22 protein-coding genes are annotated in these 24,494 nt (G+C 72.0%); 13 read left to right on the forward strand and 9 right to left on the reverse strand.

What is annotated here, in order from left to right; all coding sequences use genetic code 11:
• Positions 1 to 311, forward strand: a 311-nt coding sequence (locus ACBJ59_RS18980; RefSeq protein ID WP_375111528.1) for a hypothetical protein, incomplete at its 5' end; no start/stop codon positions are given.
• A 141-nt stretch (positions 312 to 452) separates the two neighbouring features.
• Here the strand turns inward: ACBJ59_RS18980 and ACBJ59_RS18985 are convergent.
• Together ACBJ59_RS18985 and ACBJ59_RS18990 are read right to left on the reverse strand one after the other, a co-directional pair.
• Entirely contained in the window at positions 453 to 1,511 is a 1,059-nt protein-coding gene (locus tag ACBJ59_RS18985) for a TerC/Alx family metal homeostasis membrane protein (RefSeq protein WP_375111529.1), read from the reverse strand.
• A gap of 171 nt (positions 1,512 to 1,682) precedes the next feature.
• Positions 1,683 to 2,516 (reverse strand): TIGR02452 family protein, encoded by an 834-nt coding sequence (locus ACBJ59_RS18990; RefSeq protein ID WP_375111530.1) that lies wholly within the window; start codon positions 2,514 to 2,516, stop codon positions 1,683 to 1,685.
• A 116-nt stretch (positions 2,517 to 2,632) separates the two neighbouring features.
• On the opposite strand from ACBJ59_RS18990, the gene ACBJ59_RS18995 reads away from it, so the two are divergent.
• Entirely contained in the window at positions 2,633 to 2,785 is a 153-nt protein-coding gene (locus ACBJ59_RS18995) for a hypothetical protein (RefSeq protein ID WP_375111531.1), read from the forward strand.
• Here ACBJ59_RS18995 and ACBJ59_RS19000 read toward each other — a convergent pair.
• The 4 genes from ACBJ59_RS19000 to ACBJ59_RS19015 form a co-directional block, all read right to left on the reverse strand.
• Positions 2,780 to 3,226, reverse strand: coding sequence for a MarR family winged helix-turn-helix transcriptional regulator (locus ACBJ59_RS19000; protein ID WP_375111532.1), 447 nt, complete (start codon positions 3,224 to 3,226; stop codon positions 2,780 to 2,782). The genes ACBJ59_RS18995 and ACBJ59_RS19000 overlap by 6 nt on opposite strands.
• Positions 3,223 to 4,704, reverse strand: coding sequence for an MFS transporter (locus tag ACBJ59_RS19005; protein WP_375111533.1), 1,482 nt, complete (start codon positions 4,702 to 4,704; stop codon positions 3,223 to 3,225). The genes ACBJ59_RS19000 and ACBJ59_RS19005 overlap by 4 nt, the downstream gene beginning before the upstream one ends.
• 102 nt (positions 4,705 to 4,806) lie before the next feature.
• Positions 4,807 to 7,377 (reverse strand): FtsX-like permease family protein, encoded by a 2,571-nt coding sequence (locus ACBJ59_RS19010; protein ID WP_375111534.1) that lies wholly within the window; start codon positions 7,375 to 7,377, stop codon positions 4,807 to 4,809.
• A 3-nt stretch (positions 7,378 to 7,380) separates the two neighbouring features.
• The gene (locus ACBJ59_RS19015) at positions 7,381 to 8,166 is read right to left on the reverse strand and encodes an ABC transporter ATP-binding protein (protein WP_375111535.1); all 786 of its coding nucleotides are present in this window, start codon (positions 8,164 to 8,166) and stop codon (positions 7,381 to 7,383) included.
• A 216-nt stretch (positions 8,167 to 8,382) separates the two neighbouring features.
• Between ACBJ59_RS19015 and ACBJ59_RS19020 the strand changes: the two genes are divergently transcribed.
• The 8 genes from ACBJ59_RS19020 (at position 8,383) to ACBJ59_RS19055 (ending at position 15,508) form a co-directional block, all read left to right on the forward strand.
• Positions 8,383 to 9,375: a serine hydrolase domain-containing protein gene (locus ACBJ59_RS19020; protein ID WP_375111536.1), complete on the forward strand. Its 993-nt coding sequence runs from the start codon at positions 8,383 to 8,385 to the stop codon at positions 9,373 to 9,375.
• Positions 9,376 to 9,473: 98 nt separating this feature from the next.
• A complete protein-coding gene (locus ACBJ59_RS19025; RefSeq protein WP_375111537.1) occupies positions 9,474 to 10,127 on the forward strand; it encodes a response regulator transcription factor in 654 nt (217 codons plus the stop codon).
• Positions 10,128 to 10,143: 16 nt separating this feature from the next.
• Positions 10,144 to 11,361, forward strand: coding sequence for a sensor histidine kinase (locus ACBJ59_RS19030; RefSeq protein ID WP_375111538.1), 1,218 nt, complete (start codon positions 10,144 to 10,146; stop codon positions 11,359 to 11,361).
• Positions 11,362 to 11,470: 109 nt separating this feature from the next.
• Positions 11,471 to 12,007, forward strand: a complete 537-nt coding sequence (locus ACBJ59_RS19035; RefSeq protein ID WP_375111539.1) for a hypothetical protein — start codon at positions 11,471 to 11,473, stop codon at positions 12,005 to 12,007.
• Positions 12,007 to 13,059, forward strand: a complete 1,053-nt coding sequence (locus ACBJ59_RS19040; RefSeq protein WP_375111540.1) for a peptidoglycan-binding protein — start codon at positions 12,007 to 12,009, stop codon at positions 13,057 to 13,059. The genes ACBJ59_RS19035 and ACBJ59_RS19040 overlap by 1 nt, the downstream gene beginning before the upstream one ends.
• The gene (locus ACBJ59_RS19045) at positions 13,056 to 13,739 is read left to right on the forward strand and encodes an ABC transporter ATP-binding protein (protein WP_375111541.1); all 684 of its coding nucleotides are present in this window, start codon (positions 13,056 to 13,058) and stop codon (positions 13,737 to 13,739) included. The genes ACBJ59_RS19040 and ACBJ59_RS19045 overlap by 4 nt, the downstream gene beginning before the upstream one ends.
• 1 nt (position 13,740) lies before the next feature.
• On the forward strand, positions 13,741 to 15,012 hold the full coding sequence (locus tag ACBJ59_RS19050; protein ID WP_375111542.1) for an ABC transporter permease: 1,272 nt from the start codon (positions 13,741 to 13,743) through the stop codon (positions 15,010 to 15,012).
• A gap of 10 nt (positions 15,013 to 15,022) precedes the next feature.
• Complete coding sequence (locus tag ACBJ59_RS19055) at positions 15,023 to 15,508, forward strand: helix-turn-helix transcriptional regulator (protein ID WP_375111543.1); 486 nt, start codon at positions 15,023 to 15,025, stop codon at positions 15,506 to 15,508.
• A gap of 165 nt (positions 15,509 to 15,673) precedes the next feature.
• Here the strand turns inward: ACBJ59_RS19055 and ACBJ59_RS19060 are convergent, their stop codons facing one another.
• Positions 15,674 to 16,438, reverse strand: coding sequence for a class I SAM-dependent methyltransferase (locus ACBJ59_RS19060; RefSeq protein WP_375111544.1), 765 nt, complete (start codon positions 16,436 to 16,438; stop codon positions 15,674 to 15,676).
• Positions 16,439 to 16,669: 231 nt separating this feature from the next.
• Positions 16,670 to 17,563 (reverse strand): hypothetical protein, encoded by an 894-nt coding sequence (locus ACBJ59_RS19065; protein ID WP_375111545.1) that lies wholly within the window; start codon positions 17,561 to 17,563, stop codon positions 16,670 to 16,672.
• Between the two features lie 159 nt (positions 17,564 to 17,722).
• Between ACBJ59_RS19065 and ACBJ59_RS19070 the strand changes: the two genes are divergently transcribed.
• Genes ACBJ59_RS19070 through ACBJ59_RS19080 form a run of 3 tightly spaced genes read left to right on the forward strand, consistent with a single transcriptional unit; the run spans position 17,723 to position 19,813 of the window.
• Positions 17,723 to 18,340, forward strand: coding sequence for a helix-turn-helix domain-containing protein (locus ACBJ59_RS19070; RefSeq protein WP_364123718.1), 618 nt, complete (start codon positions 17,723 to 17,725; stop codon positions 18,338 to 18,340).
• Positions 18,337 to 18,537, forward strand: a complete 201-nt coding sequence (locus ACBJ59_RS19075) for a ferredoxin (protein ID WP_375111546.1) — start codon at positions 18,337 to 18,339, stop codon at positions 18,535 to 18,537. The genes ACBJ59_RS19070 and ACBJ59_RS19075 overlap by 4 nt, the downstream gene beginning before the upstream one ends.
• A gap of 1 nt (position 18,538) precedes the next feature.
• Positions 18,539 to 19,813: a cytochrome P450 gene (locus ACBJ59_RS19080; protein ID WP_375111547.1), complete on the forward strand. Its 1,275-nt coding sequence runs from the start codon at positions 18,539 to 18,541 to the stop codon at positions 19,811 to 19,813.
• Between the two features lie 54 nt (positions 19,814 to 19,867).
• Here the strand turns inward: ACBJ59_RS19080 and ACBJ59_RS19085 are convergent, their stop codons facing one another.
• Positions 19,868 to 24,418, reverse strand: a complete 4,551-nt coding sequence (locus tag ACBJ59_RS19085; RefSeq protein WP_375111548.1) for a glycoside hydrolase family 2 TIM barrel-domain containing protein — start codon at positions 24,416 to 24,418, stop codon at positions 19,868 to 19,870.
• Between the last annotated feature and the right edge of the window lie 76 nt (positions 24,419 to 24,494).

Genomic DNA, 24,494 nt, shown 5'->3' on the forward strand with positions numbered 1-24,494 from the left:
CCACCCCCTCCGCCCCCACGCACTCCGGCCCCACGCACTCCGACACCCCGCACTCCGGCCCCGCCGCGCTCCCCGACCCCAGCGGGCCCGGCGCCGCCGACCCGGCCGGCCCCGCCGACCCGGCCGGCCCTGCCGACCCCGCCGCCCGCCTCGTCCTCCCGGACGGGGAGGACGAGCGCGAGCGGGCGGAGTGGGTGCCGATGCTGCGCGTCCAGGGGCTGATCGAGGAGCAGGCCATCACCTCGGCCACCACGTCGGCGGCCCTGCTCCACGTCCTGGCCGACCTCCTCCAGGCCCGCGCCTCCCACTGACCGCGCCGGAGCCGCCCGGCTTTCCGCGGGTGCCGCGTGTCCGCAGGCTGACCGCCTGCGGACCTCCCACCGCACGCCGCTCCTCCCTCGGAAGGGACAGCGCGGGCAGGCGCGGTGACGTGCGGAGGGCCGGGCCCGGCGCTAGTCCTTGGCCGGTTCCGGGACCGGTTCCGGAACCGGTTCCGGGCGGCTCGCCCCGGCCGCGGCCGCCCGGAGGCGGTCCCGGCGGTTGGCCATCAGGCTGGTGATGGTGACCGTGACCAGCACGAACACGATGACCGCGAGCGAGGCCAGGGTGGGGATCTCCGGGAGCTGCGGCCAGACGCCGTGCCCCCAGTGCAGGATCAGCTTGACCCCGATGAAGGCCAGGATGACGCTGAGCCCGTGGTTCAGGTGGCGCAGCTTGGTCAGCACGCCCTGGAGCACGAAGTACAGCGCCCGCAGGCCCAGCAGGGCGAAGGCGTTGGTGGCGAAGACGAGGAACGGGTCCTCGGTGACGCCGTACACGGCCGGTACGGAGTCCACGGCGAAGACGATGTCCGTGGCCAGGATCGCGACCGCCGCCAGCGCCAGCGGGGTGAGCGCCAGCCGGCCCTTCTCACGGACGAGCAGCCGGGAACCCCGGTAGTCCTCGGTGACCGGCATGAAGCGCCGTACCAGCCGGACCGTGCGCATGGAGGAGATGTCCACCTCCTGCTCGCTCCCGGCCAGCACGTCCTTGAGGATCTTGCCGGCGGTGACGATCAGGATCGCCCCGAACAGCAGGAACGCCCACGTGCCGCTCTGCAGCGCGGCGGCGCCCAGCGCGATGAAGATCACGCGTAGCACCAGTGCCCCGACGATGCCGTACAGCAGCACCCGCCTGGCCAGCGCCGACGGCACCGCGAACGCGGACAGCAGCAACATGAAGACGAACAGGTTGTCGACCGACAGCGACTTCTCCACCACGAACCCGGTGAAGAACTCCACCGCCGTGCCCCCACCGAAGTCCAGCCACAGGTAGACCCCGAAGATCACCGGTAGCAGCAGGTAGAAGACCGACCAGCCCACCGCGTCCCGGATGCGCTCCTCGCGCTGACGGCGGGTGAGCAGCAGGTCCAGCAACAGCAGCAGCACCAGAACCGCCACCGTGATGGACCAGAGAGCCGGAGAAGCGATGGTACGCAGCTCGACGGCATGCGAAAACGTCCCCGCGGACATGGGAAACCTCCCTCGAACGCACTTATCCCGTTCGAGGTCTCCTTCACCCATGCGGGCAGCCGTCCGGGGACGCGCGGGACGTCCGTACTGACCGGGCCGACTCTTGCGAAGTACTCCCCTCGCGCGTTCAGACTAGATGAAACCCGGACATGCCTCCACCCCGAGATCGTGTCACGCGAAGCGGTCGGCGAAGGCGGCCCGGTTCGCGGACTCCGGCGTTCGGTCCCACACCGCGAACACCACCTGGTCGAACACCGCCGCGTACGCACCCGTGAGGTGCTCGTGGAAGGCCCCGGCCACCTCGCGCGGGTCGTTGCGGAACACCCCGCAGCCCCAGGCCCCGAGCACGAGCCGGCGCGCGCCGTGGTGGGCGGCCACGGCCAGCACGCGCCCGGCGCGCTCGCGCAGCGCCCGCAGGACGCTCTCGCCCCGGCCGGGGTCGCGGCGCAGCACCTGCCCGGCGTTGGGCGCCGGGGAGGTCAGGAACGACACCGGGTACGGCTCCCGCAGCAGCCGCCCGTCGTCGCCCCGGTGCACGGGCACGTCGGGGGACCAGATGACGCGGTGGCTGTAGAGCAGGTCGGTGGCGGCGCGGTGCGCGGCGTAGTAGTCGGGGGCCTGGAGCAGGCAGGGGTACAGGAGGCTGTGCCGGCACAGGTCCTCCTCCTGGGCCGTGGCCCCTCCGAGGTAGCCGCCGCCCGGGTTGCGGGCCGAGGCGAAGTTGAGCACCGCGACGCGTCCCTCCCCGCCCGGGTCGAGGTGCAGCCGCCGGGCGGCCTGGAGGCTGCCCTCGGCGGTCACCTCGAAGGACGTGCGCAGGCCGGGCCGCGGAGCGGGCGGGTCGAAGCGCGCGTCGGGCGCGTAACTCACGGTGCCGTCGATCGCCGCCTTCAGCGCCGGTCCCACGACGACGAGATCGCCGTCGCCGGTCGTGTACCCGCCCGTGTCGACGATCTCCGCGTTGGCGTCCGCGATCTCGCGCAGTCTGCGCCGTCTTCTGTCCACGCGTCCGCATGCTAGGACGCGACCGGCTCCCGCGCCGAACGGTTTTCGCGATCCGCCTTCCGACCGCCGCACGGGACGCGGTGCCACAACTCGACGTCAGAGACGGAGCTGCTGCGATGACCGTGGAGGACCGCTTCGGCCAAGGCCTTGACGAGGAGCGCAGGAACCGGGTGCTCGGCACCTTCAGCGAGACCGTGACCGACCCGGTCTCGGACTGGGCGACCGACTTCTCCCACGTGGATCCCGTATGGGGCGCCGCTGGCTCATGACCTTCGCGCGGACTCCTCCGGGGCGCGGAGCCCGGCGATGATGCGGTCGAGGTCGGCCAGGTCGCCGGGGTCCAGGGCGAGCAGGGAGCGCGGCGGGCGGGCCAGGATGCGCTCGGCCTCCTCGGCGGCGGCCCTGCCCGCCGGGGTGAGGGCGACGATCTTGCTGCGGCGGTCGTCCGGGGAGACGCTGCGGGTCACGTAGCCGCGCTGCTCCAGGTCGTCCACCATCAGCGTGGTGTACGGCTTGTCGGTGGACAGGTCGGCGGTCAGCTCCCGCATGGTCATCGGCCCGGCCAGCAGGTGACGCAGCGCCTTGACCCGGAAGAAGCTCATGCCGAGCGTCTCGGCCACCTCCTTGCGGCGGTCCTCCTGCCGCAGGACGAGGTCGTACATGCCGGCCCAGACGCGGGCCACCGCCTCCTGGTCGAGGGCATCGCTCATGGGGTGTCCGCCGTTCTGTCGGGAGCGTGGGCGAGGCGTTCAGCGGTGCGGGCGGCGCTGCCATGGGCCCAGCCGGTCGTGGTCAGGATACCGAGCAGTACGACGGCCGCCCCGCACCCGACGATGATCCACCAGCCGACGCGGCTGGCCGCCGGGAACCCGGTGGCGAACGAGCCGGACACCGCCGAGGTGACCAGCGAGCCGATGACCGCGACGCCGAGCGACTGCCCGATCTGGCGGCTGGTGGAGGCCACGGCCGCGGCCACCCCGGCCTGGGCGCGCGGCATGCCGGACACGGCGGTGTTGGTGATCGGCGCGTTCACCATGCCGAAGCCCAGCCCGAACAGCACGTACGCGGCCATGAGCCGCCAGGTGGGCGTGTCCGCCGCGAGCCCCGTCATGATCAGCCCGCTGGCCGCCATGGTGGCCCCGGCCAGCACCAGCGGCACGCGGGTCCCGGCGTTCGCGACGATCCGGCCCGACAGCGGCGCGCAGACCACGGTCAGCGCGGCCATGGGCACCGTGTAGAGCCCGGCGTGCAGGGCGGACAGGCCCAGCACGTCCTGAAGGTAGAGGGTGTTGACGAACAGGAACCCGCCCAGCGCGGCGAACGCGCACACGGCGATGACGGTGGCCCCCGAGAACGGCGCGCTGCGGAAGAAGCGCAGGTCGATCAGGGGCTCGGCGCGGCGCAGCTCGTACGGCACCAGGCAGGCCAGCGCCAGCGCCGCGACCGCGAAGCAGCCCAGCGTCCGCGGCGAGCTCCAGCCGGCCTCCGGCGCCTCGATGAAGGCGTACGTCATGGTGGCCAGCGCCACGATGACCAGCACCTGCCCGATCGGGTCCACCCGGCGCGGGCGCGGCGCGCGCGACTCCGGCACGAACAGCGCGCACAGCACGAACGCGGCCACCCCCACCGGGATGTTGATCCAGAAGATCGCCTGCCAGCCGACCGAGTCCACCAGCGAGCCGCCGACCAGCGGGCCCAGCGCCATGCTGACGCCGACCACCCCGCCCCACACGCCGATGGCCCGCGCCCGCTCGCGCGGCTCGGTGAAGGTGTTCGTGATGATCGACATGGCGACCGGGTTGAGCATGGAGCCGCCGACGGCCTGCAGCGCCCGCGCCGCGATCAGCCAGCCCAGGCTGGGCGCGAGCGAGCACATGAGCGAGCCAAGCGTGAACAGCACCAGGCCCGTCTGGAACGTACGGCGCCGGCCGACCCGGTCCCCGGTCGAGCCGGCCAGCATGAGCAGGCTCGCCAGCACCACCGTGTAGGCGTCGATGATCCACTGCAGGCCGGAGACGGAGGCGTTCAGGTCACGGCGGATGGCGGGCAGCGCGATGTTCACGATCGTGTTGTCCAGGCCGACGATGAACAGGCTCATGCAGCAGATGGCCAGGACGAGCATCCGCCGGCGGGGGCCGAGTCCGGTGGTCGACGCGGGCGAGGCGGACACCCGTCTGGTTATATGCATATAACGATTATATTCGCATAACTAAGTAGATGTCCAAATTACCCCAGGCACGATGCCGGCCGCGGCGCCCCGGCCCGGCCGGCCGGGCCGTGGCGGCGGCGGTCACTCGCGGGCGGCGATGACCGAGATGGCGCTCCGCCGCAATGCCGACCGGGCCGGCAGGAGGGTCGCGACCAGGCCCAGGACGGCCGCGAGCGCGACGATGGTCAGGTAGACGAGCGGCGGGGCGGCGAACGCGGGGGTTCCGGTGAGCGCCAGGCTGGAGGTCACCAGCGTGGTCGCGGCGATGAGCGTGCCGAGGAAGACCGCGATGGCCACGGTGATCGCGGCCTCCGTTCCGATCATCGTCAGCACCTGACGCCGCGTCGATCCCGCGAGTCGCAGCGCCGCGAACTCGCGGCTCCGGGCGGCCGTCGCCGCGGCCAGCGTGTTCACCACGGATATCGCCGTATAGAGGCCGATGAGCATGATGAACACGTAGACGGCGGTGGTCTGGGAGTCACCGCCCTTCCCGGCCTCCGCGAGGTAGGCCTCCCGGGAGAACGCGACCAGCGTGGGATGGTGCTCCGCGAGCGCGCCGAGCCTGTCTCGCGTCAGCGAGTCGTCGCCCTCGACGTAGACCGCCGCCGCGAGCGCTCCGGGTGCGTGGCGGGTGGCCAGGGCGGCGGGGACGAGCACGTCGCTCAGGCCGAGGCTCCGACCGTAAGTGGCCACGAGCCGCAGGTCTTTACGGGTGCCGTCCGGCAGCGCCACCGGCAACGTGTCGCCCACCTGCCAGCCGTTCTCCCCGGCCGCGTCCGAACTCGCCGCGATGCTGTCGCCGACGAGCGCGTCGAGGTCGCCGTGGCGCACGTCGAGATCCAGCAGCGCCGCCAGCCCGGCGGGTGCGACGGCGAGCGCCATGAGGGTGCGGGTCTGAACAGGACCACCGGCTCCCATGCCGAGGCGCACCGGGATCGGGGTCGTCGCCGCGACGGCGGTCACACCGGGGAGGCGGGCGGCGTCCCGGGTGACGGCGGGAGGCAGGCCCTGCCCGTCCGCCGAGGCGAGCACGTGATCGGCCCGGACACGCAGCCGGCTCTCCTGGAGGCTGATCATCTGCATGGTCAGCGGCATGAAGATCATGACGCAGGTGAACGTCACAGCCAGGGTGATCGGAATGCTCGCCGAGGCGATCCGCCGTGGGTCGGCTCTGACGTTGTGGGCGGCGAGGGCCCCGGCTCCTCGCCCCAGGGCGAGGATCAGCGGTGCGACCAGGCGGACCACCGGCACGATGATCAACGGCCCGAGCAGCGTAACCGTGATCATGAGGGTGAACACGACCACGAAGGCATCGCCCGATCCCTTGGCCCCGCCGGTCGCGATGCTGTTGAGGACGACGAACACGCTCAGCACCAGGAAGCCGGCACCGGCGAGCAGCCGCGGCCGGGACAGGCGCCTGACCGGGACCGCCGCCTCACGCAGCGCCTCGGTCGGGCGTACCCGCGCGGCGCGTCCTCCCGCCGAGAGGGCGGCCAGCTGGGTGAGGCCGATCCCCACCACCGCCGCCACGACCACCGGGACGATCCCGTAGACGGGGCGGAAGCCCGCGGGGGCCACCCCCAAGGACACCAGCAGGCCGGCGAGCGGCCGGGACAGTGCCAGCCCGCCCGGCACACCCGCCGCCACGGCCACCACGGAGACCACGAGAGCCTCCGCGGCGATCATGCGGCGGATCTGCCGGCCGGTGGCACCCACCGCCCGCAGCAGCGCCATCTCCCGATGCCGCTGCGTGATGAGGAGGGCGAAGGTTCCGGCGACCACGAAGATCGCGACGAATCCCGCCACCGCGCTCATGATGCCGAGGAACGCGGCCGCCGTGACGTACGCGCCGGAATCGACGGACGGTTCCGCGCGGGAGGTGTCGCTGAGCACCAGGGTCCCGTCCCCGGCGGCCTTCCGGACGCGCGCGGCCAGCTGCGCGACGTCCGCTCCCGGCTGGGCGAACACGGCCACCGCGGCGGCCCGGGCGGGCTCTCCGGACAGGCGCGCAGCAGTTTGGTCGGTGAAGAAGACGGCGGGGTGGAGCGACCCGGGCACTCCCGGATCCGCGACACCGGCCACCCGGTAGCGGCGCGTGCCGTCGGCCGCCGTGACGACGTCCGCCGCGTCCCCGACGCCGAGGCCGGTACGGACGGCGACGCCGCCGTCCAGGACGAGCTCGTCGGGCGCGGCGGGCGCGTGTCCCGCCCGCAGCCGGTACGGCGTCAGCCGGGCACTGCTCCAGCCGTGCCCCCGGATGGCGCCGCCTGCCCGCACGCCGCTCGACGGCCCGCCCACCTTGACGACCTGGCTGTAGAACGAGACGTCGGTCACGACGTCGCGTACGCCGGTCACCTGTGCGACCCGATGGGCGACCTCGAGGGGAAGCGGCGGAGGCGGCAGCGTGTCACCGACGGGATCGGCTCCGACGTCCCAGGCCCGGCTGTCCGCGGGCGCCACGGACACGTGCGGGTCGCCGACGACGACCAGGGCGGCGGCGTGGAACCGATCGGTCCCCCCGTCCCCGGTCACGGCGGCCTGCAGCAGGAAGCCTCCCGTGGTGATGACGGTCACGGCGAGCACGACGGCCAGCAGCGAGCCCACGAAGCCGGCCTTGCGGGTGCGGGCGGTTCTCAGCGCGAGACGCAACACGGCTCACGCCTCCAGCCGGGACAACCACGCCGCGGTCCGCTCGGCCGTCGGAGCGGTCATCTCGTCCACGATGCCGCCGTCGACGAGGAAGACGACCCGGTCGGCGTACGCGGCGGCCCGTGGATCGTGCGTGACCATGACCAGGGTCCGGCCGAACACGTCCACGGCCTCCCTGAGCAGGCGGAGAACGTCGCGCCCCGCCCGGGTGTCGAGTGCCCCGGTCGGCTCGTCGGCGAAGATCACTTGCGGGCGGGTGACCAGCGCCCTGGCGATGGACACCCGCTGCTGCTGTCCGCCGGACAGCTCGGCGGGAAGATGATGCATCCGCTCCGCGAGACCCACCCGCTCAGCGATCTCGTCGACCCATTTCGCGTCCGCCCGTCCGCCGTTGAGCAGGAAAGGGAGCGTGATGTTCTGCCGGGCGGTGAGCGACGGGAGGAGATTGAACGACTGGAACACGAACCCGATGCTCTCCCGCCGGAACACGGTCAGCCGGTTCTCGGACAGCTTCGCGATGTCCACCCCCGCGAGGAGAACCGCTCCGGCATCCGGCCGTTCCAGACCGGCCGCACAGTGCATGAACGTGCTCTTTCCCGACCCGGAAGGGCCCATCAGCGCGGTGAAGGTGGCGTGCGGGAAGGCCATGGAGACGTCGCGCAGCGCGGTCACCGAGGTGGGACCCGTGCCGAACGACTTGGAGACATGCTGAAGGACCACGGGGAACCCCGGCCCGGCGGGCGGCACCGGATCCGGCACCTCGGGACGGGAAGGCTCGGCGGAGCGAGTCACAGACTGATCCTGTCGATAGGAAAATGCGCGAACAGCAGCAGGAAGTACAGCGCGACGCCCGCGGCCCTTGTCCTCCGCCCATGATCGACGTCTTCCGCCCATGATCGACTGAGCCGGGGCCCGCGGCCATCCGGGACAACCCTGAGGCCACCCCTGAACGGCCCCCGCCGCCCGCCGGCCCTTCCCCGCGAGGAGTTCGGACCGCACTATCAAGTCATGCGGATCACAGCCCTGTTGGCCCTGCTCTGCGCGGTCGCGTGCGGCTCCGCCGCCCCGGGGCTGCCGTCCGTACGGCCCTCACCGGCGCCAGGCGTGCAGGCCGAGGCCACGCGGCTGGTCGAGGCCGGATCGTCGGGCGCGGTGGTGCACGTCAGGAAGGGCGATCGGACGTGGCAGGCGGCGGCCGGGCAGGCGGACACGGGGGTGCCGATGCGGACGGATCATCGCTTCAGGATCGCGAGCATCACCAAGACGTTCACCGCGACGCTCGTTCTGCAGCAGGTGGAGGAGGGGCGGCTGGCCCTCACCGACCGGGTGGACGAACTGCTGCCGGGTGTCATCAGGACGAAGGCGACCGTGGCGGACCTGCTCCGGCACACCAGCGGCATCTCCGACTACCTGCGTGACGAGCGTTTCCTGAAGGACCTGGGCGACGGCGCCCACCTCCGGCACTGGCCACCCCGAGAACTGCTGAAATATGCGGATAAAGAGGCGCAGGGCTATTCCAACACCAACTTCATCCTGCTCGGCCTGATCCTGGAGAAGGTGTCCCGCAAGCCGTACCGGGAGCTGCTGAGCGAGCGCATCACGGGCCCGCACGGCCTGACCGCGACCGAGCTGCCCGCCGACGACCTGCCCAAGGATCTCGCGCACGGAAAGCACACCGACGGAGTGGACAACGCCGAGCTGGACTCGTCGATCTTTTGGACCGCGGGCGGGCTGATCTCGACCGCGGCCGACGTGTCGAGCTTCTACCACTGGGTGTTCAGCCAGGAGGTGGGCAGGCGGCTGCGGTCCGGCGGCTTCGGAATCTTCGCCGGGACGCTCGGCTGCGGACGGCGCGTCTTCAGCCATTCCGGGTGGATCTTCGGCTACAGCGGGATGGCGATGAGCAGCGCGGACGGTGAGACGGAGGTGGTCGTCCAGCTGGCTTCCGGCCGACCGGCCGACGCCATCGCCGCGGCCGAACGGCTCATGTGCGCCCCCTGACGACGACGCCGGAGCCGCTGTGACGACCGTGTGACTGGCGTGCCGGTAGCCTTCCGCTCCGGAACGGTGTCGCGGTCGGACAGACGGGAAAAGGGCGGATGAGGGTCCTGGTGGTCGAGGATCATGCGCGGCTGGCCGACTCGGTGGCGCGGGTGTTGCGGCGCGAGGGCATGGCGGTGGACGTCGTGTACGACGGGACGGCGGCGCTCGACCGCACCACCGAGGTGGACTACGACGTGATGGTCCTCGACCGCGACCTGCCGGGCCTGCACGGCGACGATGTGTGCCGGCAGCTGATGCGCGAGCCGCGGCGTACCCGGGTGCTGATGTTGACCGCGGCCGGGACCCTCGCCGACCGGGTGGCGGGGCTCACCATCGGGGCCGACGACTATCTGCCGAAACCGTTCGCCTACCCCGAGCTGGTGGCGCGCATCCGTGCGCTCGGCCGGCGGTCCCGGACCGCTGTGCCGCCCGTCCTCGTCCACGGTGACCTGGTGCTCGATCCGGCCCGGCGGCTGGCGACCCGGGCCGGGGCCCGGCTACCGCTCAACCCCAAGGAACTGGCCGTGCTGGAATACCTGCTCACCGAGCGAGGCCGGGTCGTCTCCGCCGAGGAGCTGCTGGAACGGGTGTGGGACGAGGCCGCCGACCCGTTCACCACGACGGTCAAGGCCACGATGAACCGCCTCAGGTCGAAGCTCGGTGAGCCACCGGTCATCGAGACCGTGCCCCGAGCGGGCTATCGCATCTGAACGGATGGGATCTCTCATGAGCCTGACGGCCAGGATCTCCGGCATACGGGTCCGTCTGCGGCTCACCCTGCTGTACAGCGTGCTGTTCCTGCTCTCCGGCGCCGTCCTGCTGGCCATCACCTATCTTCTCGTCACCCAGAGCGGGTGGGGCGTCCGGATGTCCACCTCCAGCTCGTCCCCCTCCGGCGATCGGAGCGTCAGCGACGTCATCGTGGGCCACGGCGTGCCCGAGAGCCCCCCGCTGACCGAAACGGAACGCGGCCTCGTCGAGGCGGCCCAGCAGCAGGCCGTGCAGCAACACGAGGAGTTCGGGCACCAGCTGCTCGTGAAGTCGGGCATCGCCCTGGCGATCATGTCGGTCCTCTCGGCAGCGCTGGGCTGGCTGGTGGCCGGGCGGGTGCTACGGCCATTGCGGACCATGACCGACAGCATCCAGCTCATCTCGGCGCGGAACGTGCAGGAGCGGCTGGCCTTCACCGGGCCGCGTGACGAGCTCAAGGACCTCGCGGACACCGTGGACGGGTTGCTCGGCCGGCTGGAGACGGCGCTCGACTCGCACAGGCGGTTCGTCGCCAACGCCGCACACGAGCTGCGGACGCCGTTGACGCTGGAGCACGCCCTGCTGGAGGAGGCCGTGCTCGATCCGGACGCGACGGTGGAGTCGTACCGGGCGCGCTTCGAGGACCTGGTGGTCGTCAGCGAGCAGCAGGCCCGGCTCCTGGAGTCGCTGCTGGTGCTGGCCACCAGCGAACGCGGCCTGGACCGGCTGGAGAGCGTGGACCTGTCAGAGCTCGCCGGCAGCGTGCTGCGCGCCACCCGGCCGAGGGCGTGCGAGCAGGGCCTGGCCGTCGTGGTACGAGCCCGACCGGCGCGGGTCACCGGTGATCCCGCCCTCGTCGAGCGGCTGGTGGCCAACCTGGTGGACAACGCGATGAGTCACAACGTCCCGGACGGCTGGATGGAGGTCGAAACCGGCATGGCGGGCGCGGACAGCTTCCTGTCGGTGACCAACACCGGGCCACCGGTCCCGCCGGAGATGGTGGACCGGTTGCTCGACCCGTTCCAGCGGCTCGACCGCACGGCGGACGACGGTCACCACGGCCTGGGGCTGTCCATCGTGCGGTCGATCGCCGTGGCGCACTCGGCCGGCCTGAGCGTGCGCGCCCGGCCGGAGGGCGGCCTCGCGATCCGGGTGGATTTCCCGGCGGAAAAGTCACCGGCGATATCCGGGTAGCTTCCGACCCTTTTCACATTCGCCCTGGTGGCGGCCATTTTTTCGTTCGAGCGGTTGGCCGCCCTTTTTGTGCCCGTGGTGTAACCGGCCGGCGCGTAGAAAAAGACGCATGACGACGATGACGAAAAGGCGGCGTCCCCTGTTGGCCATCTCCGCGGTCACACTGGCGCTCGCATGGGGAGCGACGGGTTGCGCCCAGGATGCGGAGCCGACGGTCGCCACGGCCGGTCCCAGCGCCCGGAGCACCGCGGGCGCGGGCGGTGACAGCGAGGCCTCGCCCATCAGGTTCTCCCGGTGCATGCGCGAGCAGGGCATCACGTGGTTCCCCGACCCGCAGCCGGACGGCGGTCTGGTGGTGAGCGAGCCCGAGGGCACCGACCGCAAGAAGGTCGAGGCCGCCGAGGAGGCGTGCAAGAAGTACAGCCCCCACGGCGGCAAGCCGGGCCGCACCGACGCCGAGGGCATCGCCAAGATGCGGCGGGCGTCGCAGTGCATGCGGGAGCACGGAGTCACGAACTACCCCGACCCCGACGCGAACGGCAACGTGCGCATCGACGAGAAGTCCGGGATCTCGCCCGGGGACCCGACGGTCAAGAAGGCGCAGCAGGAGTGCCAGAAGTACTTCCCGACCGGTAAGGACAGGTGATGGGCACACGGCGCACGGTGGGCGTGGTGGCCGGTGCGCTGGCGGTCGGCACGGTCGCCGCCGCGGTCACGGCCTTCAACCTGCCGGATCCGGACGACAGCCCCCGTTCGACCGGCGGCACGCCGGCGGCCACCGCCGAGATCACCAAGCAGACGCTGGTCGACCGGGAGAGCCATGACGGCGTCCTGGCTCACGGCGACAGCACGACGATCTCGTCACGGGGCAGCGGCACGATCACCGCGCTGCCCGCGGAGGGCACGACGATCTCCCGCGGGAAGGCGATCTTCCGCCTCGACGACAAGCCGGTCACCCTGCTGTACGGGTCGCTGCCGCCGTACCGCACGCTGAAGACGGGCGTCAAGGGTGCCGACGTCAAGCAGTTCGAGCAGAACCTGTGGGCGCTCGGCTACCGGGGCTTCACCCCGGACAGCACCTACAGCTGGGCGACCGCCTCCGTGGTCAAGGACTGGCAGGACGATCTCGGGATCAGGGAGACGGGCATGGTCGAGCCGGGCCAGATCGTGTACGCCGACGGCAGGGTCCGGGTGGACTCGCTGAGCCTGCAGAGAGGAGCGGTGGTCGGGCCGGGCACCGAGATCGAGCAGGTCACCGGCACCTCGCCGCTGGCCACGGTCGTACTGGACGCGAGCTCGGGACGGCTGGCCAAGCAGGGAGCCGCGGTGCGGATCGAACTCTCGGAGGGGAAGGTCGTCCCGGGGAAGATCGAAAAGGTGGCGACGATCGTGACCAAGGCCGACGACGGCCAGTCGAACACCACGAAGTTCCAGGCGACGATCGGCTTCGACGACGACGTCAAGAGCCAGGGCATGGCGGCCGTCAGCGTCGCCTTCACCGCCGGGCGGCGTCCGAACGTGCTGGCGGTTCCGGTGGCCGCGCTGGTCGCGCTCGCCGAGGGCGGGTACGGGGTGCAGCTCGTCGAGGCAGGCGGGACGCGTTTCGTGGCGGTGGAGACCGGGCTGTTCGCCGACGGCAAGGTGGAGATCACCGGGTCCGGACTCGAGGCGGGCATGAAGGTGGCGATGCCGTCGTGACCACCGCGGACGGCGCGGTCGGTCACCCCGTGATCGAGCTCGCCCATGTCAGCAAGAGCTATCCCGGTGGGGTCGCCGCGCTGCGTTCGGTGGACATGGTCGTCGGCTACGGCGAGCTGCTGGCGATCGTCGGACCGTCCGGGTCCGGCAAGTCCACGATGCTGAACCTGATCGGCACGCTGGACCGCCCGTCGTCGGGCACCGTGCGCATCGACGGGTACGACGTGGCGTCGCTGTCCGACCGGCAGCTGTCCGCGCTGCGCTCCCGGCGAGTCGGTTTCGTGTTCCAGCAGTTCCATCTCGCGCCGGGACGGGACGCGCTGGGCAACGTCGCCGACGGCCTGCTCTACACCGGCGCGGGCAAGCGGGATCGCGAGCAGCGTGCCGAGGCCGCGCTGACGCGTGTCGGACTGGGTGCGCGGCTGACCCACCGCCCGCACCAGCTCTCCGGCGGCGAGCGGCAGCGGGTCGCCATCGCCCGCGCCGTCGCGGGCGATCCACCGCTGCTGCTCGCCGACGAGCCGACCGGCAACCTGGACTCGGTCTCCGGCGCCGGGGTGATGGAGCTGCTGCACGAGCTGCACGAGGCGGGCACGACCATTCTGGTCATCACGCACGACCGGGAGATCGCCGACAGCCTGCCGCGGCAGGTGCGGATGCGCGACGGGCAGGTGGTCTGAGATGTCGCGTCCGACCGCCCTGCCCAGCTCCCCCGATCCGGTCGACGAGCGCCGCCGGAGCGTTCCCACTGGCGACCGCGAACGGGCCGAGAACGCCCTGCGGCCCGCCCGGCTGCGCCTGTCGGACCTGATCCGGCTGGGCGGGTACGGTCTGCGTTCGCGTCCGCTGCGCGCCGTGCTCTCGGCGCTGGGCATCGCGATCGGGATCGCGGCGATGATCGCGGTGGTGGGGATCTCCGCCTCCAGCCATGCCGACCTCGACCGGAAACTCGCGAAGCTCGGCACCGACATGTTGACCGTGTCACCCGGCAGGACGATGTTCGGCCGGCCGGCCACACTGCCTGACGAGTCGGTAGCGATGATCAGGCGGATCGGCCCGGTGCGATCGGCCACGGCGACCGGCGTGGTCGGCAACGTGCACGCCTACCGCAACGACCGCATCCCGGCGGCGCAGACCGGCGGCCTGTCCGTGGTCGCGGCCAAGCTCGATCTGCTCACCACGGTCGGCGCCGAGCTCGGCCAGGGAGTCTGGATCAACGCGGCGACCGAACGGTACCCGGCGGTGGTGCTCGGCGCGACAGCGGCCGAGCGGCTGGGGGACGGTCCCACCGTCTACATCGGCGGCCGGTCGTGGGTCGTGGTCGGCGTGCTGCGGAAGGTGACGCTGGCGCCGGAGCTCGACACGTCGGTGATCATGGGATGGCCGGCGGCCACGACGTACCTGGCCTTCGACGGGCACCCGACGACGGTTTACACGCGGTCGACGGAATCGCAGGTCGAGGCGGTGCGCGAGGTGCTCGCGGCCACGGCCGACCCGTCGGCGCCGAACGAGGTGGACGTGTCGAGGCCGTCCGACGTGCTGAGCCTGCGCCGCGCCACGAACGCGACGTTCACCTCGCTGCTGCTCGGGCTGGGGTCGGTCGCGCTGCTCGTGGGCGGGATCGGGGTCGCCAACACGATGGTCATCTCGGTGCTGGAACGCCGTTCGGAGATCGGCCTGCGCCGGGCGCTCGGCGCCACGAAGGGCCAGGTCCGAACGCAGTTCGTCGCGGAGTCGCTGCTGCTGTCGCTGATCGGCGGGGCGGCCGGCGCGCTGCTGGGCTTCCTGGTGACCGGAACCTACGCCACGACCCAGCAGTGGCCCACGGTCGTACCGTTGTGGGTCCTCGCCGGCGGAGTCGGCGCGACCGTGCTGATCGGCGCCGTCGCGGGCTTGTACCCGGCGATCCGCGCCTCCCGGCTGGCCCCGACGGAAGCGCTGGCGGCGACCTGACCCGCAGGCCATGAAACGATCCCCGCCCGGCGAAGCGGCTCCTCGTCGCCTGGACAGACCCATCGAGTCCGTCATCGACACGGCGCCGGCGGCCGAGGCGGCCACGGACGCGGCGGCCGAAGCCCGCGACCGCGGCCTGCCGTTGGAGCTCGGCCGGTGCCTGCTGGTGCTCGGCACGGCGCAACGCCGCGGCCGCCTGCGCCGCGCGGCGGCCCGCACCCTGAACGAGGCCACCGCGCTCTTCGTCGGCCTTGGAGCCCGATGCTGGGCGGACCTGGCGGCCACCCAGCAGGCTCGTCTCACCCACGCCGGCGACGGCGTCCTCACTCCGGCCGAGAAGCGGGTCGCCGAACTGGTCATCCTCGGCGGCACCAACGCGGAGATCGCCGCCACGATGATGATCAGCGTCAAGACGGTCGAGGCGAACCTCACCCGGATCTACCGCAAACTCGGTGTGCGCGGCCGTCTTGACCTGGCCAGACGCGGCATCACCTGAGTGCGGTGAGGTCGTCCGGAAGTGCGCTGATGAATGGCAACGGCTCCTGGCCAGGGGTTCGAGCCTGCTGACCGGGTCGGAGGGCGTACCGAACGGCCACCGATATGGCTCATGCGGCAGGCCCGGTGGTACCCGCCCGGGTACCACCGGGTCCGCGAGGCGCCGTCAGCCGGCTTCTAGAACGAAGAACAGGAAGCTCAGGAACCTCGTGCCGGTGATCTCGCGGAACTCCTCGGGGAACAGTTCGCGGGCCTCCGGCACAAACGGCGGTTCGCTGATGACGCTGATGCGAAAGCCAGCCGCGGTGAAGGCCTCGGTCATCGCGTGCAGCGGCCGGTCCCAGAAGCGCATCTGGGCGGTCTGCCCACCCATGGTCCATTCATCGGTCCGGATACGGGTCTCGAAGTACTTGGGCTTTTTCCCGGCCATGTGCTGCCAGAGGGTGATGCAGAAAGGATGCTCGACCGAGACGAGGAGTCGGCCGCCAGGCTTCAGCACGCGTCGAAGCTCGGCCAGTGTCGGTTCCCAGTCTTCCAGGTAGTGCAGCACCAGCGACGCGATGACGTCGTCGAAGGTGTCGTCGGGGAAGGGCAGCGGGCTGGCCAGGTCGGCGACCCGCAGGTCTGCGTCGGTGCCCAGCCGCTGTCGGGCCATCTCCAGCATCCCGGCGCTCGCGTCGATGCCGGTGACGATGGCGCCTCGATCGCGCAGCTCGGCGAACAGGGGGCCCGAGCCGCAGCCGGCGTCGAGGATGCGCCGGCCGGTCACGTCCCCGGCGAGTTCCAGCATCGCGGGACGCTCGTAGTACGCGTTCAGGAGGCTGGTCTCGTTCTCGGCCGTGTACCCCTCGGCGATGCTGTCGTAGTCGTTGAATCGGGACGGATGTGCAGTCTCAACGTGATCTTCCGGCATGGTGGGCATGCGGGCCATTGTGGCCCAGTAGTTTCGGCGGCACAGACATATGGCCCGTTTGCCGTGACTGAGCGCTTCAACCGGCGGACATCGCCGCCTTGCCCTCACCAGCGAAGACGCAGCAGATCGAGCCGGCCGAAGCAGCCCGTCCCCGCCAGGGAACGCGCGGAGCTCGCCGACTCAAGCGCAGTCCGCCATCTCCGCGGTGAAGGCGCAATGCCGAGCCAGGCGCCGCCGTACTCCTGCCGGTCACGTGACCATGGCAAGTTCGACGGCCGAGACGGGACGGAAGGTGGACAGCACCGCCACCAGGTCAGCCTCAGCGATACTCGAACCGTTGAGCATGACCAGCGCATCGCCCGACCTGGCGAAGACGGTGACCCAGGAGGACTCGGCACCGGTCCGGACCCATCGGTCTCCCGGGAGCGATTTGCAGCGCAGCGGAACTCCGAAGTCCTCGGTGACCGCCAAGCAGGAATCCCGCGGGTTTCCGGCCGCGGCGGGCCAGACCGTGACCTGGATCTCGGAGAATGCCCGATTCGGCGTGGCGTCCCGCCAGTACTCCAGCCAGGTGGACGGTTCCGGCTCCTTCTTCCCGGCTGGATGGAGACCCACGTGGACCAGCCGGTAACCCTCGATCGTCGGAGCGATCAGCGGCACGCCGGCCTTTTCGAAGTCGCGGATCTCCGACCAAGCCAGGATCTGCGGCTTGTACTGCGCCGCGCCCCAGGATCCGAGGGGCACGACTCCGGTCAGGGCTACCGCCCACCAGCGATGGGGCGCCATGAACGACCACGCCGACAGGGCGAGGCCGACAGCACCACCGACCACGTAGACCGGGATGACAAGGGCCGGTAGAGGGCCGAACAGTTCCGGCACCGGCACCAGCACCGCGAGGGCATCAATGAGCAACCAGGTCGCCGAGCCCCCGACCAGACCGACCCCGCCCCAGTGCGGCAGCCCGGCCAGCCGAGCGCCCACCGTACCCAGGACTATCGCCAGGAGGAACAGGGCCGGCTGGAGGTTGGCCCCGTCGAGGTCTTCCCCGTGCATGTCCGCCCAGATGGTGGCCGTGGGGATGCCCGTCACCAACCCGACGAGGGCCGCACGCCCCAGGACAGCTTTGGTCGATAAATCCTGCATCTGCCTATTGTCGCCGGGGGGGGAGTGACCCGAACGGGTCCGTCCCCGGGCGTGCCGACAACCGTGGCCAGGTTCCAACGTGTCACGGCTCAGCATGGAGTCCATTGGCTTGGGCCAGGTATCTTGACGATTCAAATGAATGACTTTTTAAATTCGTTCATGGGACGCATCGCCGGAGTCACCGCAGCCGAGACCCGCGAGCGGTTGCTGCGCGCCGCCGCCGACGCGTTCGCCGAACGGGGGTACGACGGCACGCGCGTGGCGGACATCGCCGCGGCGGCCGGGGTGAGCAACGGCGCCCTGTACGCGCACTTCGGCTCCAAGGCTGACCTGCTCGTGGCCGCGCTGCGGGCGCACGGGCGGCGCCTGCTGGCCAGCCTGTTCGCCGCCGACCCCGACCGGTCGGCCACCGAGTTGCTGCTCGCCCTCGGCCGCGGGTTGCCGCGGCGCCGCGAGGCGCAGGGGTACCTCATCGTCGAGGCGCTGGTCGCGGCCCGCCGGGACGAGGACGTGGCCGGGCCGATGCGCGACTACATCGGTGAGCGGGCCGGATGGATCGCCGGCCTCGTACGCGTCGCCCAGGGCGATGGCGAGGTCGACACCGGGCTGTCGCCGGACGCGCTCGCGCACTTCTGTCTTCTGCTCGCGATGGGCAGCGCCCTCGTCACCCCGGACCTGCATCCGGTGGACGACGAGGAGTGGGCCGCGCTGCTCTCCCGGGTCATCACCGCTCTCGCCCCTGCCGACACCACCGCACAAACGGAGGCAACACCGTGAAACTCCAGATCAACTCCGAGCGGTGCCAAGGGCACGGCCGCTGTTACGACCTGGCGCCAGAGCTGTTCGGCGAGGACGACGAGGGCTACGGGCAGGTGCTCGGGGACGGCCTCGTGGCGCCGGGCCAGGAGCGGGCGGCGCGCCTGGCGGTGGCCAACTGCCCCGAGCACGCGATCGACACGGGCGAGGGGGTCTGACATGACGGTGGACGACCGCTTCATCGAGCGCTCCCGCGAGCCCGGGGACGACGAGCTCGCCGGCATCCGCAGCCCGATCGTCACCGGCCCGGTCTCGGACTGGGCGATGGACTTCTCCCATCTCGAGCCGGAGTGGGCCGCCGACCCGTACCCCATCATCGACGACCTGCGGGAGCGCTGCCCGATCGCGCACACCGGGCGGTTCGGCGGCGGGTGGCTGCCGACCCGCTACGAGGACGTGGCGGCGATCGCGTACGACACCGAGCGGTTCTCCTCGCGGGCGATCATCATGAGCAACTTCCGCCCGCCGGTCGAGCTGGCGCCGATGGGCAGCTCGCCGCCGATCTCGTCCGACCCGCCGTTCCACCACCACGCGCGCAAGCTGCTGCTCCCGGCCTTCACCAAGACCGCGGTGGCCAGGCGGGAGGCGGCGACGCGGGCGTTCTGCCACGAGCTGATCGACGCGTTAGAGGGGCAGGAGGTCGTGGACGCCGCCCGCGACTACGCCCAGCACATCCCCACGCGGGTGATCGCCGACCTCCTCGGCTTCCCGCCGGAGGACGGCCCGCGGTTCCGCACGTTCATCGAGCACGTGCTCGAAGGCGTCAACCTGCCGCCCGAGGAGCGGATGGCGAACATGGACGAGCTGTTCGACTACCTGCTCGCCCAGATCCGCGACCACGTGGACCATCCGCGCGACGACCTGACCACCTATCTCGTGGACGCCGAGCTGGGCGGCCGCAAGCTCGAGGCGGCCCACGTGGCGGGCACGATGGCGCTGCTGCTCATCGCGGGCATCGACACGACGTGGAGCGCGATCGGCGCCTCGCTCTGGCACCTGGCCAGGACTCCGGCCGACCGGGAGCGGCTGGTGGCCGAGCCGGGGCTGCTGCCGACGGCGATGGAGGAGTTCCTGCGGGCCTATGCGCCGGTCACGATGGCCCGGCTGGTCAAGGAGGACATGCGGTGGAACGGCGTGGACATGAAGGCGGACGACTGGGTGCTGCTGTCGTTCCCGGCGGGCAACCGGGACCCGGAGCAGTTCGACCGGGCCGGTGAGGTGGTCATCGACCGGGAGGTGAACCGGCACGCGGCGTTCGGGCTGGGGATCCACCGGTGCCTGGGGTCGCACCTGGCGCGGATGGAGCTGCGGATCGCGCTGGAGGTTTGGCTGGAGCGGGTCCCGGTGTTCGGCCTGGCCGACCCGGGGGCGGTGACCTGGTCCACCGGCCAGGTGCGCGGCCCGCGCACCCTCCCCGTCCGCATCGGGTCCTGAACCGTCGCCCCATCCCGTTCCGGCAGGGAGGTCCGGAAGCTGGAGGGGGGCGGGTCAGGGGGCTGGGGGGCAGGTGAGGCGGGCGGCGGCCCAGTCGGCGTGGTCGGCGCCGTTGCCGTCGCCGCCGTCCGTGACACGCAGCTCCAGCAGCGCGCCGCCCGCGACGTCGGCCGACAGCGGTTCCGCCCCGCCCGCCCCCGTCAGTACGCCGGAGGCGGCCCGCCGCTGCCCGTCCACCCACACCTCGAAGGCGACGGACCCGCTCCCGCCCATCTCGTCGTCCACCCCGACGTCGGCCCGGAAGGTCGTGCACCGCCCGCCGAGGTCGACGGCGATGCGTGAGGGGGCGTGGGCGCCGATGCCCTTCTCGTACGTCCGGCCGCCGATGGACAACGTCCGGCCGTCGCCGGCCGGCTGCTCGCCGTTGCTCCGGTCGCGCTCCACCGGCCCCCAGCCGTTCTCCGCCGCCGTGAACGGCAGGTCGCTGACCCAGACGCCGCCCGCGGGCAGCGGGGTGCGCAGGGTCGTCGTGGCGCGGGCGGTGACCGGGAAGCCCGCGGAGGTGGCCGTGACCGTGGCGGTCAGCTCGTGCTCGCCGAAGTCGGCGTCCGCCGGCGGGGTGACCGTGAAGGCGGCCTCGGCGGGCGTGCCCTGGGCGACCCGGCCGAGGTCGGCCGTGGCGGGCGTCACCGTCCAGCCCCGCGGCGCGGCCAGGGTGGCGCGCGCGCCGGTCAGCCCGTCGGCGCAGGTGGCCTCGACGGTCACGGTGATCCGCTCGGGCGCGCCGGGCTCCGCGTTCCCGTCGCCGGTCGCGGTGACGCCGGGCGAGCAGGGCGCGGTGGCGTCGGAGTCGACCACGCCGCCGGCCCGTACCTCCTTGGCGGTGAGGGGGCGCAGCGTCAGCGTGTAGTCCTGGGTCTTGGTGGCGGGCACGCGGTACTCGTCCAGCACCGAGTTGGGGGTCTCCCCCATGCCGGTCTCGCCGATCGCGGCGTGCAGGGTGATCCAGCCGTCGTTGCGGACGAGGGGGAGCTGGAAGTCGTACTCAGCGCGGTCCAGCTCGTCGTACCGGGTGGCGCTGACGTCGATGCCGCCGTCCGAGCGGCCGACGAGCAGCCCGGCGCGGCCGTCGTTGAGCGTGATCCAGCGGGACCCGGTGTGGTTGCCGTGGGCCTGGGGACGGGAGTAGCGCACGTACTCGTCGTCGACGTCACCCCGCCAGACGCCGGTGAAGGCGCCGCCGGCGCGGTCGTTGTACGTCTCGTGCGGGCCCTTGCCGTAGTAGGCGAGCTCGCGCATCGAGTCCGGCACCCGGACCTGTACGCCGACCCGGGGCAGGTACGGCAGCGTGGTCAGGCGGGAGCCGCTCGGGACCACCCGGTGCCGCAGGGTGATGGTGCCCCGGCCGTCGACCCGGTACGTCAGGCTCTCCTCGAACGACAGCAGGCTCTCCATGCCGGGCGCGGCGGCCGTCCCGGTGACCTCCACGACCGCGGCGTCACCGTCCAGGTCCGCCCGCACGGCGGTGACCCGCGTACGCAGCCGGTCGAGCCCCGCCCGGTGCCACACGTCGCGGTCGGCGGTGCCCCAGTCGTAGGTCTCGTTGCTGGTGGGCGGGCGGTAGACGTCCAGCCGGGGACCGGCGCGCAGCAGCTCGCGGCCCCCGGAGCTCATCGAGGTCAGGGCGCCACCCTCGAACCGATAGCGCCAGCCCTGGCCGGAGACGGTGACCGTGTCGCCGTCGCGGCGCAGCTCGGGCGTCCCGGCGGGCGGCTGGGCGATGCCGGGCACCACGCGCCCGCCGGCGGCGAACTGCTGCCAGCCGTGCCGCCAGCCCTTGGGCGCCCATCGGGGCGGGTCGGCGGCCACGGCCTCGACGTTCAGCCAGCGCTGCCGGTCCCGGGGGTTGGCCGGCGCGGCACCGAGGTCGAGGTCGGCGCTGCCGCCCGGGTCCAGCCGCAGGTCGCGGGTGCCCGACCGGAGCGTGCGGTCGACCTCCTCCAGCGACCAGCGCACCTTGACGTGGAGCGCGCCGGCCGGCTGCTCGTTGTGCACGCGTACCTTGCCGGTCGCCGGGTCGGCGGAGGTGAACCGGACGGGGGCGTGCGCCCAGGCCATCTCGGTCGTCTCCGGCTGGAGGTAGCGGTCGGAGCCGACCAGGCCGTCCGTGCCGGACAGGCTCAGGCCGAGGCTGAGGAAGTCGCCGCGCCGCTCGTACCGGTCGAAGTCGAGGGCCAGGACCGGGTCGCCGGACGGCGGCGCGGCGGCGTACACGCGGACGTCGTCGATAACGCCGCGGGCCAGCCTCGTGGGCGTGTTGTCCTGCTGGGTCTCGGCGTTGCGGCCGACGTTGACCTCGTACAGGCCGGGGGCGAGGGCGCCCGTCTGCGCGGCGGTCGCGACCTGCTGCCCGTCGACGGACAGGCGCAGCTGCGTGCCGTCGTAGGAGCCGGTGACGCGGTGCCAGGCGCCGTACCAGCCGGCGGGCACAGCGGCGGCGACGGCCTTCCAGCCCGCGCCGGTCGTGACTCCGAACTCCAGCGTCCCCGAGTCGCGCATCTGCAGCGCGTACGCCCGCCCCTTGGTCACGATGGGGAAGCTGCCCGCCCACTGGCCGGGCTTGACCCAGGCGTCCAGGGTGACGGCCTCGCCGGTGAGGTCCAGCCGGCGGTCCCTGAAGACGTCGACGAAGTCGTCCAGGCTGGACAGCTCGACGGCCTGGCCGCGCCGGCCCTGGACGGCGCGGGGCTTGCCGACGAGGAAGGTCTGGATCCGGTTGCGGGAGGAGTCGGGCGTGAGCACCAGCGGCTGGCGCAGGTTGGCCTCGGCCCAGTCCCAGATGAAGCCGCCCTGCAGGGACGGGTAGCGGCGGATCAGCTCCCAGAACCGGTCGAAGTTGCCCAGGCTGTTGCCCATCGCGTGGGCGTACTCGCCGAACACGACCGGGCGCGTGGTGGTCCTGCCGATGGAGTCCACGTAGCCGGGAGTGGGGTAGCGCGGGCCCCACACGTCGGCGTACGGGGCGTCGCCGTTGGGGCTGTTGGACTGGTGGTAGAGCAGCCGGGTGGGCTCGTTGGCGTCGGCCCACTCGGCCATCGCGTAATGCGCGGCCCCGAGCCCGGCCTCGTTGCCGGTGTCCCAGATGATGACGCTGGGGTGGTTCCTGTCCCTGACGACCATCGCGCGGAAGCGGTCGGCGAAGGCGGCCTGCCACTCGGGCCGGTCGGCCAGGCAGTTGCGCGGGCACGACTCGCGCGAGTGGGTCTCGATGTCGACCTCGTCGGCGATCCACAGGCCGTACCGGTCGGCGAGGTCGTACAGGTAGGGGTCGGAGGGGTAGTGGGAGGTGCGGACGGCGTTGATGTGCAGGCTCTTCATGAGCTCCACGTCGCGCCGCTGGGCCGCGCGGGTGACGTGGCGGCCGGTGTCGGGGTCGGTCTCGGCGCGGTTGGTGCCCTTGATGAGGATGCGCTCGCCGTTGACGAGCACCTGGCGGTCGCGCACCTCCACCTCGCGGAAGCCGACCGCCTGGGCGGTGGCGTGCAGCGGCCTGCCGTCGGGGCCGAGCAGCTCCAGGGCGAGGGCGTACAGCGTGGGTGAGTCGGCGCTCCACTTGGCCGGGTCGCTCACCTGCGCGGTGAGGGTGGCGCCGCCGGAGCCGTCCACCGGCTGCGTGACCGTGGCGATCTGCCTGCCGCGCGGGTCGGTCAGCGTGCCGCGCACGCTGTGGCCCTTGGCCGCGCCCGCCACCTGGACGCGCGCGGTGAGCGTGGCGTCGCGGTAGCGGTCGTCCAGGTCGGTGGTGACGTAGGCGTCGCGCAGGAATGTCCGCGGGGTGGCGTACATCCAGACGTCGCGGAAGATGCCGCTGTAGCGCCACTGGTCGTAGTCCTCCAGGTACGACCCCGCCCCCCACCGGTGCACCTGCACGGCCACCCGGTTCGCCCCCGGCCGCAGGGCCTCGGTCACCTCGAACTCGGCCGGGGTGTAGCCGCCCTGGTCGTAGCCGACGTACTCGCCGTTGACCCAGACGAAGTAGCCGCTGGTGACGCCCTCGAACCGGAGGAACACCCGCCGCCCGGACCAGGTGCCGGGGACGTCGATCTGGCGGACGTACGCGCCGGTCGGGTTCACGTCGCGGGGCACCCTGGGCGGGTCGTCCGGCCAGACCTCCTCGGTGATGTTGCGGAACATCGGGTGGTCGGTGAAGTCGGACTGCCAGGTGTGCGGCACCTTGGCCGTCGGCCAGCGCGACACGTCGTGGCCGGCGGCGTGGAAGCCCTCCGGCACCTCCTCGGGCCGCTGGGCGAGGTGCAGCCGCCAGTCGCCGTTGAGGGTGGCGATCCAGGGCGAGCGGGCGTCGTGCTCGGTGATGTCGGCGCCGACCGAGCGGGTGGCCGAGCGGGCGTCGGCGTACGGCCGCAGCACGGTGTGCGGGGCCTGCTGCCCCTCCGCGACCATCCCGGGATCCTCGAGGTAGCGGTGGACGTCCACCTCCGCCCGCGCGGCGCCCGCCGGCACCGCCGTCAGGAACGGAACGAGCACGGCCGCGACCGCGGCCACGAACCCGCTGAGCCTTGCTACCCGCCCGGGACCGTGCGACATCGCCACTCCTGGAAAGAGGCGCGCTGAGGGTGCTTGGTGCTGACAAGAGGGTTGACTCCCGCATGTGTAACACCGA

It is taken from the genome of Nonomuraea sp. MTCD27, assembly GCF_041950495.1.
Classification (GTDB): domain Bacteria; phylum Actinomycetota; class Actinomycetes; order Streptosporangiales; family Streptosporangiaceae; genus Nonomuraea.